Origin of the sequence: Endozoicomonas atrinae, from assembly GCF_001647025.1 — a bacterium.
In the GTDB taxonomy this organism is placed as follows: domain Bacteria; phylum Pseudomonadota; class Gammaproteobacteria; order Pseudomonadales; family Endozoicomonadaceae; genus Endozoicomonas; species Endozoicomonas atrinae.
In genome coordinates, this window is the sequence record NZ_LUKQ02000001.1 from 56,455 (window position 1) to 69,074 (window position 12,620).

Below are 12,620 nucleotides of genomic sequence, written 5' to 3' on the forward strand. Positions count from 1 at the left end.
AAAAACGCCCAGAGAGTGACTCTCTGGGCGATCAATAAAATCACATAAAAGAAGAGTCAGCCAAACTTTGGCAGAGCCCCCATCAAATCCAGCCCCGCAAGGATCATGGCAGCAATACCAAAGAGGAAGATCAGGGCCATTCTCAAGGTTCCACCCGGTACCTGATAGCCACCCTCTCCTCGCTGACGGCCAACCCAGGCCATGACCACCGGGGACAGAATGCAGAATACAACCAGTACCAGCCCGGCAAAGCCAATGGCAGTGATAAAGCCATTTGGCAGGAATACCCCCAACAGGGTTGGTGGAATAAAGGTAATCGCAGCTGTTTTTAAACGACCGACAAAGCTATTGTCGAAGCCAAACAGGTCAGCGATGTAATCGAACAGGCACAGCGCTACTCCCAGGAATGAGCTGGCCACCGCCATATTGGCAAACCACTGCAGCACATTCGAAATATTCATAGCAAGACCAGACTCGGAAAGTGCACCCAGCATATCGCCAATATTGCCTCCAGCAGCAATAATGGCAGGGAACGCTTCTCGTGGCAGGTTTCCGAAGAAGCTGAACTGCCACAGAGCATAAAACGCCAGAGCCAGCAGAGAGCCCGTCAAAAGAGCAAACCTTACCTGCTTTCCATCTTTATTGAGGTAACGGGTAATACTGGGTACCGCAGTCTGCATACCAAAGCTGACCGTCAGAAAGCCCAATGCCCCGAAAGAGAAAGGAAAGACTTCAGAAAAGGACAGACCCGGCATCAAATAGTCAGACGAAGCATTGCCCAGTAAGCCGCTGATACTCCATAGAAAGGTTATTACCATTCCGCCAATCAGCACCGTACTCACACGATCTACCGCACGGGTTCCGGTCATTACAATAGCCGATAGCACCAAGGCAAAAACAAAGCTGGCCATCGGAGGGGACAGAGAGATGCCATCTACAGCTTCCAGAGAATAAGTAATGATGGAGCTGCCACCCGAGATGTAGGCATAAGTCAGGATGTAGCAAAGAAAGGCAACAGAGGCCCCGTTAACAACACGACCAACAGAACCAATGGTGCCCTCGGCAATAGAATCGAAGCTCGCACCCAGCGGGAAACGCAGGTTGGCTTCCAGAAGGTAGAGTGAGGCACTGTACATGCAATACCAGGTAAAGACCATCAGCAGCATTGAGTAACCAAACCAGAGACCGCTGGTGGCTACCGGCAGTGAAAACATTCCGGCACCAATCGCGGTTCCGGCAACGATCACCGTTCCTCCAAGAACCGAACCCTGCTTCCTGGCAGAGTCCGAAGAACTTTCCGTTATAACTGCTTCAGACATTATTATTCCTACTGCTTTATGGAACTGTTTGTTTATTCAGCTCAAGTCTGTTTTCTAATAAGACACTGACTATTTAGATCTGTTCAATCATAGACATTTCAGCATCAGACAGCGTTTTGAGATAATTTGAACAGCGGGTCACCTTGGTGATGCTCACCCCTATCCGCCTGGCGATCTCCCGTTGAGACTCTTCTCCCGAAAGCAGGGCCCGCATAATGGCCAACCTTGAGCCAATTGCCTCCCGCTCTTCTCGAGTCAGTAACACCCCCATAACCTCATGGAGCGCGTCCACATCCTGCTGTCCCTTCAGCAGTTTGATTACCTGAAACCAGGACTCAGTCTTCATGCCGTGTTCAATTTATCTCAGCCACCTGTACTGATGTAACAGTACAAAAGTACACGCATTGTCGATATTACGGAAAATACTAACAAGCACAACTAAAATAATCAGAATTCCAGATTCAGGCTTAACCATGCTTTCGGTGTTCTCAAAAAATAGAATTATCCGCTCAAAAAAATGTCCAAGCGTTCAACATCTAAAACTAATTACCAGAAAGCGGCTTGTGACCGACAAATGAATCCAGGCCATTTTAACTGCAAAAAAATGTATTACCTTATTAACCAAGGCGATAATCCTGTGAATCAACTTATCAAAACCGTCATTCTTAAAATGGTATTTGCACTGGCAGCTTATCCACTCACAGCCATTGCAGAAGAAAACACTCAACCCGTGGAAACCGGTGAACATATCGACTCCTATTTGACGGCTACCGGGTACATCCTTGAAAAGCACTCCGACGCCCCACCAGTTATTACCGCTCACTTTGACCATTGCTCCGGCACCCTCCTTGCAAGAGAAAAAAGAATGGCAAAGGGTATTCTCATTGGAAACAATCGAGTGCTTGCCCCGGCCGATTACTTCATTGACCCATGCTCCCCACCAATCGTATTACCTGAAAGCACACCTCTAACCTCAAATAACTATTATTGCCATGATCAGCGGATCAAAAAAATCACCCACCTTTCTCTCATTCCGGAGAGCCCAGTAGAAACTGAAAGCGAAACCGGTGAAGCCAGGCAGCAAGCCAGAGTGGCCACACCGAAAATCATCAGAGTGTTAAATGAATTACATTTTGATGGAACTTCAACAGTCGACGCCCTTCTATGCCACAGGGTCGAAAATGGCATTATCAACAAGACACCAACAGTAGCCGTTCTTTCTTTAAGCAAAAGAGGCGTTGGTGAAATACCAGCAGAAATAGCAACAACAAAGCTATATGACAGGCATGACGACACCGGAAGCGAGCCTCCTGCAACATACAGCTCTTTACTCCTTAGAAACCAGATGCATTTCCTTAACAGTGAAACAGGCGGCAGACCTGAACTGCAAACAGTCAATCAACTCATAGAAGCAGCCAGGCAATTACAGCTTATTGAAGAAAGTAAAGGCAACATCAGGTTTGATGCTCAACCAGCAGCACTGATTACCTCCACCGGTGACAAGCATTATTTAAATGCTCTTGTTAATGACTGGGAAATAATTGAGGAATTCCCATCGCTATACGATCTCCCCGATTATGCCCAAAGACACCCTTACATCAGCAAACTCTGGAAAGGCACGAGCCCGTTTACAGGAACCATTGGTCATACTTTGGGCATGCAAAGCATTCCCGGTCTGACGGGTGCAGCAGGGGGTCTTTTGGCAACCGTAGAAATAGCAAGTACAGCCATGCTTTTTTATATTATTGCCAGCTACCTCTCATCTTCCCCCTACATCTATACCGTTATGAAAGCTGGACTTGGCATCATTCTGGCCACTGGATTTTATCGCTGGGCAACATCTGAATATTAAGGGGCATTCTCAATTAGCCATGGGGTCAGTTGATCACACAAGCACTCAGGCAATAAATGCTTGTGTGGTCACAATCAAAGGATCTTCCACGGCTTACGGCTTATGTAGAAAAGCTGTACGCCCCCCCCCTTTCCTGTACCAAAAGAACACCTCATGCGATAAAGCAATTAACAATATGCAGGACAACAAAAACAACTACATTTGATTAACTGTATTCTTAAGCTTATGGATCACTAGATGCCAGACAGAAGTATTACCGTGGGAATAATTTGTGGAGGCCCCTCCCCTGAAGCCGGTGTTTCCAGACTTTCAGCAGGTCGAATCAGCTCACCTCTGGAGAAAAACTTTCAGAAAGTAGTAACTCTTGAACTGGATGAGATGCTACCCACCAACCTGACCTTCCACCAGGTCGATGTTGTATTTCCTGTTGCCCACGGCCCAATGGGGGAAGATGGTTGCCTTCAGGGGCTTCTTGAGATCATGGGCATCCCTTATGTTGGCTCTGCGGTCTTAGGGAGTGCGTGCGCCCTTGACAAGGTCACAACCAAGCGTATTTTACAGGCTGCAGGCATTCCCATGGCAAAAGATTGCGTCGTTTCTCGTACAGCCCCGTTAAATCTGTCCGTCAATCAATGCCTTGAAGCTCTAGGGGAGAAGGTTATTATCAAGCCCTTCGCCCAGGGCTCCGGTATCGGCATTCAATTTGCCCAAGGCGAGAAAGAGCTGTCAGAACGGCTCAGAAGCGGCTTTGAAAAAGATGAGCAACTACTGGTGGAAACATTTATTCAGGGTAGAGAAGTCACCGCCGGGGTACTTGAGCTGGAGACCACACAGGTGCTTCCAACCACGGAAATCATTACGCCTGATAATGCCTGGTACGACTATACCCACCGCTATACACCAGGCTTGAGCGAACACATTATTCCCGCCCGCATTACTGATGATCAGAGAAAAAGGGTTCAGGAAATTGCTCTGCAGGCACACCAACTGGTTCGCTGCCGCGATATCAGTCGGTCAGATTTCATTGTCCCAGAGGACGGAGAGCCCATCTTTTCAGAAATTAACAATCTACCCGGAATGACACCGACCAGCCTGTTTCCTGATGGAGCAAGGCATGCCGGAATAGAGTTCGAAGAGCTGATATGTCGATTGGTCGACAACGCCATGCTTAGAAAGGAGAAACAGTTTAATAAAAATGATTACTGGCCAATCCCTGAGTTGAATGTATCAATTCAGTAGCAGGCACCAGAGAAAAAATCTCAGCCAGAGAAAGTGTGCAATTCCTGAACCGCTTTGGATCGTTTGCCATTCAAAGCTTCAGGCGTTACCCGGATAGATTCATCAATGACAGCATCAATCTTTTGCCGTTCTGCAATTGATGGTTTGGTCAACACATAGTTCACCACATCTTTACTGTTTCCGGGATGACCGATACCAAGACGAAGCCGCAAAAACTCACGACTGTTTCCAAGAGAAGAAATAATGTCTCTGAGACCGTTGTGACCACCATGGCCACCGCCTTGCTTCAAGCGACCAACGCCTGCTGGCAGGTCAAGCTCATCGTGAACCACAAGGATAGATTCAGGAGGGATTTTGAAGAAAGTCGCCATGGCACCAACAGCCTGACCACTTCGATTCATAAAAGTTGTAGGATTAAGCAGGCGAACTTCCTGTCCGCCTATCTGTACCCGGGCAGTCATGCCAAAAAACTTCTTTTCTGGCTGCAGGATTGCACCATGGCTTCTTGCTAACTGCTCAACGTACCAGAAGCCGGCATTATGGCGGGTGTCTTCATACTGTGCTCCAGGATTTCCCAGCCCCACAACCAGTCGAATCGACTGTTCCGAAGATTTTGCCATAATGCCACTGCCTCCTTATGCTTACTCTTCGCCAGCTTCTTCAGCAGACTCTTCGGATTCTTCTTCAGAACCACCACGAGTAGCCTGAACACTGGCAATGTCCAGATCCTGGCCGTGAGCGAGAACTTCAACGCCCGCAGGAATGGTCAGATCGCTCAGGTGAACGTGACCACCCAATTCAACCTTGGCCATGTCAACTTCGATGAACTCTGGCAGGTCACCTGGCAGACACTTGATTTCGAGATCCACACGGTTGTGTACGATCGCACCACCAGCCTTCACGCCTACACACTCTTCTTCATTGATGAAGTGCAGAGGAGCATTAGTAGTGATCTCATGGTCTGCATCAACACGCAGGAAGTCCATGTGCATGGCGAATTCTTTAGCAGGATGACGCTGCAGATCCTTCAGGATAGCCTGCTGCTTGGCGCCGTCAACAGTCAGGGTCAGAACCTGAGAGTAGAAAGCTTCAACTTCCAGGGCCTTACGAATAGCCTTACCTTCCAGAGTGATCTGTACAGGCTCAGCTTCACCACCGTAGATGATACCAGGAACCAGGTCAGCACGACGGAGGCGGCGGCTCGCACCTTTCCCGATATCCTTACGCGCTGTTGCGTTTAAAACGATTGCTTCAGACATGATTATCTCCAATATACCTGCCACCACCTTGCGACCAGGCAGAGTCAGGCTTTTCAAACAGAACCCCACAAAGGGATTCAAAGGTGCGATATCATACCGGCATGACGTAAAAAAGCAAAATATGTTTCCCGCATCAGACTGGGTATTTACTGAAAATCCACGCTTTCTGGACTATCTTTCCGGCGAAAGCATAACCGACCGGTTCAACAGCCCATAACCATCAAATGCGATACGGATACTCAACACAATATTCAATACTGCACAAATCACCATACTGCTGGCAATCCCAAGCATAATCATTATCTGGTAGATGACCGCCTCAACCGGCTCTGCCCCTCCCAGAATCTGCCCCGTCATCATCCCAGGCAAAGCGACTACCCCCAATGTGGTCAAGGTTGCAACAATCGGACTCAACGCCGCCTGCAATGCATTTCGTATAAATGGCTGCAATGCCTCATAAAGGCTGGCTCCCAACAACAGGTCCCCCATAAACTGCTCATAACGTTCACCAACAGCACTGTAAAAACGCTCAAGCACCAGAATATTACCTGTCAGACAGTTTCCAAGCAGCATACCCGCCAGCGGAATAAGGTACCGAGTCTGATACCAAGGCTCTGGCTGCACAACCAGAATCATCCCGAACAGCACAATACCCACCCCAGCCAGAAGGCTGAACTGGGACACCCAGAACAAATGCCTTTTTGATATACCCGCCCTGGTCAAAATGTGTAGATTAGCAACCGTAACCATGACCAGAAGCCAGAAAACATTAAGCCAGAGACTGTCCTGATCGAAGAGAAACTTAAGGTATATTCCGATCAGGCCCAGCTGCAGAGTCATTCTGGCCACACCAACGATAAGTCCGTGGACCAGCTGCCTGAGCCCAAGCCACCACAACAGAGCCAATGGCAGTATAAGAATGCCATAAAACAAGGACAGCTGAATCAGGCCTACTCCCCCCTCATTCATCACACACCTACCTTTTCATCACGACCGGCTTTGCAGTTATCTGCACCATTCTGACCTTCACCAACCTGGCCAGCAGCAACCAGCACCCGGCGGCTGCAGTGATTCATCCAACGAGGGTCATGGGACGCTGAAATAACGGTAAACTCTCCCGCCAAAAGCGTCGAGACCACTTTCTGGCACGCCTCATCATCCAGCGCAGAGGTCGGCTCATCAGCCAGCACAATCTTTCTACCGGTCATCAGCGCACGAACAATAGCCAGTCGCTGCCTCTGACCACCTGACAGTCGATCACAGGATGATGAAAGCAGTGCATTTTCCAGCCCAAACCGGTCAAACCAGTCAGCTGCCTCTCTCTGGTTAAAAGACTTGCCAGAAGATACCTTCCAGGAAAACGGCCGCTGCAGATAGTCAGTCACAGCCTCCTTACCGATCTCGGGCTGCTGAGGTATATAAGCCATGGCCTGCCGAATCTCTTTCAACATGCGAACATCCACAGACTGACCTCGAAAACGGTACTCTCCACGGAAGATATGAACCCCTCCCAAAAGAGACTTAAGTAACGAGCTTTTGCCACCGCCCGAAGGGCCATGAAAAACCAGACTTTCCCCCGTTGCTATGGTTAAATCCACACCAGAAAGCAAAGGTGTTGAGGCGCTGCCAATAAATGCCCCTTTCAATTGACAAAGCATGACCGGTTCACACATCGCGCTCACCCAAATATCAGAAGTTGATATTTGCAAACGTTATTTGAATCCTTTATGAAAGAAAAGATTTTAAGAAAACTTTTTCTGGGTTTTATCCAGATACACGTTCTCAGGCATGCAAACCAGGAACCCTTTTTTGGTGCCTGGCTGATCGACCATTTGAACGACCATGGTTATAGGATAAGCCCGGGAACCATCTATCCACTTCTGCACAAAATGGAAGAAGAAGGTCTGATCAAAAAAGAAGTCATGGTCAGCGAAGGAAGGCAACGTAAGTACTACTTCATCACCCAGCTCGGCAAAGAGGTGCTTTTCGAAGCGAATAACAAAATTCTGGAGCTGGCAGAAAAAACAAGAGATTGAATACTCAAAAAGCTGTTTGCCTTCTTACCAGCGAAAGCCGACAAACAGCAGGTTGACCTGCACTTACTCCATGACAGGCTGGCCTTGAGATCTACAAAGAAAGACTTTCCAGACAAACAGGACCAGCAGAAGATAAACTGCAGACGCCATTACCGCTTCCATATAAAAACCATGCACCATCGCCAGCGGCATCATCGAGATAATAAACACATCAGTAATACTGCCTGGCACATACGCAATGGCATAATCATCCAGAACGCCCCCATTCATCCTTGGATCAATGATTCGCAACAGTGCAATGCCCATGGCCACTGTTCCTGTAAGCCAGCCCCATGAAAAAATCCCTTTTTCAAACCACTCCTCACCAAGCATCCTCGGAGCAACCCAAAGCACCAGAAACAGGGTAAACAACGTTCCAGAAACAAGCAGAATCAGCATCGGCAGCAGATAGCTGGCCAGCACCATTACCTTGATCGAAGAGATACCAAAAACAATCAGAAAATCAGTCGTGGTAGCACCTGCATGATTAAACACATTGTCACAAAGGTAGCGTCTACAGCCAGTCTTTTGGGCCACCAGGCGAACCATCATTCCACCGATAAACGCCGTAACAAAATTAGGTATCTGGATCTGCTCTGAAAATGAAGAGAGATAATTCGCACTGTGATATGCAAATGCGGTGACGACAGCAATAAGTGCAATATGAATAGCAAACGAGTCTACTGACAAAGCAGACAGCGTTTCCTTTAACACAGCCTGCTGCTTGTCTGGTGCGATCAATCCTTTACGCTGGTAATCATCCATCCTGTTAAAACAGGTAAAATTTCGAATAACTCCCAACTTTACAGCAAGCTGCAAAATCAACATTCCAACAGAAATGGAGATAAAAATACCAGCGGTGGCAAATGTCAGCCCCAGCGTTAAGGCATCTGCCCACCCCAGATCACTGAATATATTTCCAACGACAACGGCAGTACCATGCCCCCCCATAAAGCCTGCTGAAAGTATCAGGCCAAACCCCGGATTCAGCCCAGGCCAGAAAAACGTTGCCAGAAACAACCCCAGCATCGCCGCAAACAGCCATTGAGAAACGGTAGCAACCTGGTTAAAAGCCCAAAGACTCCCCGCACGCTGGGCAACACACCTGGGAGAAGGGAGATCTGTTGCCAGGCCCAATGCTGCAAACAGCACTGCCGTCAACAGGCTGGCATTGGAAGCAAAATCCCTTCCCCAGGGAAGAATATCAACACTCGATGGCCCAAGTATCAGGCCAACCATCCCGGCAAGCACAGCAACAGGCATATAAATACGCTGCAATGGCCGACAATGAACCCTCAGTATTTTTCCAAGAAGCAGAAGAGCGCCAACAAGGGCAAAGTCAGTAAGCATGACCCATTTTGTCATTACACTGTCCTTATAGAATTGAATTTTTCGATTGCAGTGCGTGCAGGACACGCCTGAAGTGGTTGATGCCATCAGTTTGATGACGTGCATCTGGCCATGGGATGCCAGACAAAGCCTTAGAAGAATTAAGGCCGAACAGGTTTGAGCCTGAATAATAACAGGCTGGCAATTTTATAACCTAATGATTAATACCTAGTCTCCCCCTGTAATCCACAAAGTTATGCCCATAAAAATACAAGGCATACCCGCCACAACAAAACAAAAACCGAATCAACTGCAGTAGCTTTCTCTACACAGCCTCTATCTCAGCAACTCGAAACAATCACAATAAGCGACGAAATCGGCTGACAAGAAAAAACAGACACAAAAAAAGGATGCACATTTCTGGCATCCTTTTTTAACATCAGGCCTCGCTCAGGATTTACTGAAACATTGCGCTGATGGATTCTGCATTACTGATTCTGCGCACAGACTCAGCCAGCAGAGGAGACATATCCAGCTGACGAATCTTGTCCAGAGCCTGGGCTGCTGGGCTCAGAGGAATGGTGTTAGTTACCACCAGTTCATCCAGCTGAGAGTTAGCTACATTTTCCAAAGCACGACCAGAGAGGATTGGATGTGTGCAGTATGCATAAACGGCCTTTGCACCCTTCTCTTTCAGGGCTGCGGCAGCCTGACACAGAGTACCGGCCGTATCCACCATATCATCAACAAGAATACAGGTGCGTCCAGAAACATCACCAATGATATTCATTACTTCACTCTTGTTGGCCTCTGGACGACGCTTGTCGATAATAGCCAGGTCTGAGTTCAGACGCTTGGCCACGGCACGGGCACGAACCACACCACCATGATCTGGTGAAACCACCATGACATCGCTGTAATCACGACGCTCGATATCGTCCAGAAGGATTGGTGATCCATAGACGTTATCCACAGGAATATCAAAGAAGCCCTGAATCTGATCCGCATGCAGATCAACCGTCAAGACACGATCTATACCCACACCAGCAATCATATCCGCTACAACTTTGGCGCTGATCGGTACACGACTGGAACGAGGACGACGATCCTGACGGGCATAACCAAAATATGGAAGAACTGCAGTAACACGAACCGCAGAAGAGCGGCGCATGGCATCCGCCATCACCAGCAGTTCCATCAGGTTATCGTTTGTTGGTGCACAGGTTGACTGGATGATGAATACATCCCGGCCACGGACATTTTCCTGAATTTCTACGGCGCACTCGCCATCACTGAAACGGCCAACGTAAGCCTTGCCAAGTGGGATATGCAGGTGATTGACAACTTTGTGAACCAAATCCGGATTTGAGTTGCCGGCAAACACCATCATTTTCGACACGAGAAATTACCTTGCTTGGATACTGGGCGTAGGTGGAAAAATCGAGTAACTAGAGAGGGTTCAGACAGAGCGCTGCCTGAAAAATCAGCATAAATAGATGGCAGGAAACGACTTCCGGTACGATAGAGCACACGAACAAAATACTGGCTGGGGTGGAGGGATTCGAACCCCCGCATGTCAGGATCAAAACCTGATGCCTTACCGCTTGGCGACACCCCAGTAAATCTCTTTATCAATCCGTGCACAATCCAGGCCGATTTATCGTAGTTAACATCAAAGTTTTTGCAGAATTACGCTGTAAGCGTAAAGCCTGCCTGCTGCAAAGCTGTATGCAGGGGCGAACGATTAATGCCGTGCGCCACAAAGCTGTGTAGCTTTGATGTATCATCTGCAATCTCAGGACGAGTAACGCTGAGAGTCAGTTCAGCCTGAGCCGTTAACGCCTGTTCACGACTGGCAAACCGGGCAAACACTGATGCCCCGGAACCACTCATCATGGCCCGTCCGATGCTCGAATCTGCGAGATTATCCAACAGAGAGAGCGTTTTATCAACCTCGGGATATAACGAACGGACCAGAGGTTCGAAATCATTTCGCCTCTGTTGCCCCTGATGGTTATCGAGAGCCTGAGCAAGAGCGGCCCCCTCCCGTTCAAGAACGTCGCGCACTCTAATCGGCAATGAATCTCTTGTCAAATCACTGTGGCCATACATCGCGGCGGTATTCACCTGTGCATTCGGAACCGCAATAAGGAACCAATCCTCCCGAAGCTCAATAGGAGTAAGAATCTCACCAACCCCTTCGGCAAAAGCGCTGTGCCCACGCACAAAAACCGGAACATCAGCCCCCAGTTTTAAACCGAGTGCCGCCAGCTGATCAAGGGTAAGGCTCAACCCCCATAAGGCATTAAGCCCTAGCAAAGTGGTCGCTGCATTGGAACTGCCACCTCCAACCCCCCCCCCCATGGGCAGCTGTTTATCCAGGCGTATCTTTGCCCCCTGCCGGCAACCGGTCTCCTGCTGAAGAAGGCGGGCGGCCTTAACAATTAGGTTATCTTCTGGCTCCACTCCTTCCAAGTCAGAAACCAGCTCAATACCTGAATCACTGCTGGCGATAGTGAGCTGATCACCAAAATCCAGAAACTGAAAAAGTGTTTGCAGGTTATGATAGCCATCAGGTCTGCGACCTGTGATATGCAGGAAAAGGTTCAACTTGGCCGGGGCTGGCAACACCAATTCTGTCAGCATCCAGAAGACTCCAGAAAAATGTTTTTACGCTAAAAAAGCCTGTAATAATGATTCGCAATATTCTGTCAGAACAAAACATTTGCTCATGACGAGCTCTCTAAAATTCATTCCGAAATATCACCTGAAGAAAAAGCACTCAAGTCGGGGCTACCGGAAATAGCACCCAGATATGCCGAAGCCACAACAAAACATTAACGCCCTAGTATTTCCAGCTATTTACCATAAGGGTCAGGCGGACTTCGCCATGCGTTACCGTCAACCTAGCAGGCAAACGCGATGACTGGCTCAACCCATACTGTTGATAAGCAACCGTCCAGCCCTGCTGTTCAATTTTTTCAGGGTACCCCTGATTATTCAGCTGGATTCTGGCGTCATTACCAGGAGCCGGAAGCCCCCTGACCCAATACCTTAGATTACTGACTGGAAACTGCCACCCGGTCAGGGAATAAAGCAGCATTTCAGGTGACGGCCCATAACGGGTTTCATCGGACGTGGATACCGACACTCCCTGACGATTTCCAGAAACACGGGCAACCGTCACACCAAAAGGGCCATCCAGAAACAGCTTGTATTCATCCGCACGCTGTCGCCAATCAAGCGACATGGTGCCGGATCGCCCCGGAACCCTCATGTTAAGGCGCCCTGCTATCTCCCAGGACTTAATCTGCCCCAGCCGCTCCTGATGTCGCTGCCAGCGCTGTTCTTTCTCTTCATCACTAACCTGCCTGCCCGAGTCAATCGTTCGGGAAGCACAGCCGGAAAGGATGAAAAAGCATAGAACCAGTAAAACTCTTAAACCAGAAAAGTATTTATCAATACCCATTCCTATACACACCAAACTGTTTTATGCGTAGATCGCACAACCCTCGTCATGAATATAACCACTGAAGGCTCGACATTT

General features: G+C 48.6%; 13 protein-coding genes and 1 tRNA gene. 3 read left to right on the plus strand and 11 right to left on the minus strand.

What is annotated here, in order from left to right; genetic code table 11:
• Positions 1-56: 56 nt before the first annotated feature.
• Together AK963_RS00285 and trpR are read right to left on the minus strand one after the other, a co-directional pair.
• Entirely contained in the window at positions 57-1,319 is a 1,263-nt protein-coding gene (locus tag AK963_RS00285; protein ID WP_066013058.1) for an amino acid permease, read from the minus strand.
• 73 nt (positions 1,320-1,392) lie between these two features.
• On the minus strand, positions 1,393-1,665 hold the full coding sequence (gene trpR, locus AK963_RS00290; RefSeq protein ID WP_066013060.1) for a trp operon repressor: 273 nt from the start codon (positions 1,663-1,665) through the stop codon (positions 1,393-1,395).
• A gap of 291 nt (positions 1,666-1,956) precedes the next feature.
• On the opposite strand from trpR, the gene AK963_RS00295 reads away from it, so the two are divergent.
• Both AK963_RS00295 and AK963_RS00300 read left to right on the plus strand, forming a co-directional pair.
• Entirely contained in the window at positions 1,957-3,171 is a 1,215-nt protein-coding gene (locus AK963_RS00295) for a hypothetical protein (protein WP_139117175.1), read from the plus strand.
• Between the two features lie 237 nt (positions 3,172-3,408).
• Positions 3,409-4,410: a D-alanine--D-alanine ligase family protein gene (locus AK963_RS00300; protein WP_083232352.1), complete on the plus strand. Its 1,002-nt coding sequence runs from the start codon at positions 3,409-3,411 to the stop codon at positions 4,408-4,410.
• 20 nt (positions 4,411-4,430) lie between these two features.
• On the opposite strand, the gene pth is transcribed toward AK963_RS00300, so the two are convergent.
• The 4 genes from pth to AK963_RS00320 form a co-directional block, all read right to left on the minus strand.
• The gene (gene pth, locus AK963_RS00305) at positions 4,431-5,030 is read right to left on the minus strand and encodes an aminoacyl-tRNA hydrolase (RefSeq protein ID WP_066013065.1); all 600 of its coding nucleotides are present in this window, start codon (positions 5,028-5,030) and stop codon (positions 4,431-4,433) included.
• 21 nt (positions 5,031-5,051) lie between these two features.
• Entirely contained in the window at positions 5,052-5,669 is a 618-nt protein-coding gene (locus AK963_RS00310; RefSeq protein WP_083232362.1) for a 50S ribosomal protein L25/general stress protein Ctc, read from the minus strand.
• Between the two features lie 171 nt (positions 5,670-5,840).
• Positions 5,841-6,638, minus strand: a complete 798-nt coding sequence (locus AK963_RS00315) for an ABC transporter permease (RefSeq protein ID WP_066013066.1) — start codon at positions 6,636-6,638, stop codon at positions 5,841-5,843.
• The gene (locus AK963_RS00320; protein WP_066013068.1) at positions 6,638-7,342 is read right to left on the minus strand and encodes an ABC transporter ATP-binding protein; all 705 of its coding nucleotides are present in this window, start codon (positions 7,340-7,342) and stop codon (positions 6,638-6,640) included. Before AK963_RS00320 ends, AK963_RS00315 begins: the two co-directional genes overlap by 1 nt.
• A 54-nt stretch (positions 7,343-7,396) precedes the next feature.
• On the opposite strand from AK963_RS00320, the gene AK963_RS00325 reads away from it, so the two are divergent.
• The gene (locus AK963_RS00325; RefSeq protein WP_066013070.1) at positions 7,397-7,705 is read left to right on the plus strand and encodes a PadR family transcriptional regulator; all 309 of its coding nucleotides are present in this window, start codon (positions 7,397-7,399) and stop codon (positions 7,703-7,705) included.
• A gap of 63 nt (positions 7,706-7,768) precedes the next feature.
• On the opposite strand, the gene AK963_RS00330 is transcribed toward AK963_RS00325, so the two are convergent.
• From AK963_RS00330 to lolB, 5 genes are all read right to left on the minus strand, one after another.
• Positions 7,769-9,109 (minus strand): sodium/glutamate symporter, encoded by a 1,341-nt coding sequence (locus tag AK963_RS00330; protein ID WP_066013151.1) that lies wholly within the window; start codon positions 9,107-9,109, stop codon positions 7,769-7,771.
• Between the two features lie 421 nt (positions 9,110-9,530).
• Complete coding sequence (locus AK963_RS00335; protein ID WP_066013073.1) at positions 9,531-10,472, minus strand: ribose-phosphate pyrophosphokinase; 942 nt, start codon at positions 10,470-10,472, stop codon at positions 9,531-9,533.
• Between the two features lie 144 nt (positions 10,473-10,616).
• Positions 10,617-10,691: transfer RNA gene (locus AK963_RS00340), tRNA-Gln, on the minus strand.
• 71 nt (positions 10,692-10,762) lie between these two features.
• Positions 10,763-11,719, minus strand: a complete 957-nt coding sequence (gene ispE / locus AK963_RS00345; RefSeq protein ID WP_066013075.1) for a 4-(cytidine 5'-diphospho)-2-C-methyl-D-erythritol kinase — start codon at positions 11,717-11,719, stop codon at positions 10,763-10,765.
• A gap of 199 nt (positions 11,720-11,918) precedes the next feature.
• Entirely contained in the window at positions 11,919-12,542 is a 624-nt protein-coding gene (gene lolB / locus AK963_RS00350; RefSeq protein ID WP_066013077.1) for a lipoprotein insertase outer membrane protein LolB, read from the minus strand.
• Positions 12,543-12,620 lie beyond the last annotated feature (78 nt).

What these genes read in the sequence shown, in the direction of transcription:
- AK963_RS00320 (WP_066013068.1), bottom strand. Translation starts at nt 7,342, where the DNA reads ATGTGTGAACCGGTCATGCTTTGTCAATTGAAAGGGGCATTTATTGGC.
- AK963_RS00285 (WP_066013058.1), bottom strand. Translation starts at nt 1,319, where the DNA reads ATGTCTGAAGCAGTTATAACGGAAAGTTCTTCGGACTCTGCCAGGAAG.
- pth (WP_066013065.1), bottom strand. Translation starts at nt 5,030, where the DNA reads ATGGCAAAATCTTCGGAACAGTCGATTCGACTGGTTGTGGGGCTGGGA.
- AK963_RS00325 (WP_066013070.1), top strand. Translation starts at nt 7,397, where the DNA reads ATGAAAGAAAAGATTTTAAGAAAACTTTTTCTGGGTTTTATCCAGATA.
- AK963_RS00330 (WP_066013151.1), bottom strand. Translation starts at nt 9,109, where the DNA reads ATGACAAAATGGGTCATGCTTACTGACTTTGCCCTTGTTGGCGCTCTT.
- AK963_RS00310 (WP_083232362.1), bottom strand. Translation starts at nt 5,669, where the DNA reads ATGTCTGAAGCAATCGTTTTAAACGCAACAGCGCGTAAGGATATCGGG.
- AK963_RS00300 (WP_083232352.1), top strand. Translation starts at nt 3,409, where the DNA reads ATGCCAGACAGAAGTATTACCGTGGGAATAATTTGTGGAGGCCCCTCC.
- ispE (WP_066013075.1), bottom strand. Translation starts at nt 11,719, where the DNA reads ATGCTGACAGAATTGGTGTTGCCAGCCCCGGCCAAGTTGAACCTTTTC.
- trpR (WP_066013060.1), bottom strand. Translation starts at nt 1,665, where the DNA reads ATGAAGACTGAGTCCTGGTTTCAGGTAATCAAACTGCTGAAGGGACAG.
- lolB (WP_066013077.1), bottom strand. Translation starts at nt 12,542, where the DNA reads ATGGGTATTGATAAATACTTTTCTGGTTTAAGAGTTTTACTGGTTCTA.
- AK963_RS00315 (WP_066013066.1), bottom strand. Translation starts at nt 6,638, where the DNA reads ATGAATGAGGGGGGAGTAGGCCTGATTCAGCTGTCCTTGTTTTATGGC.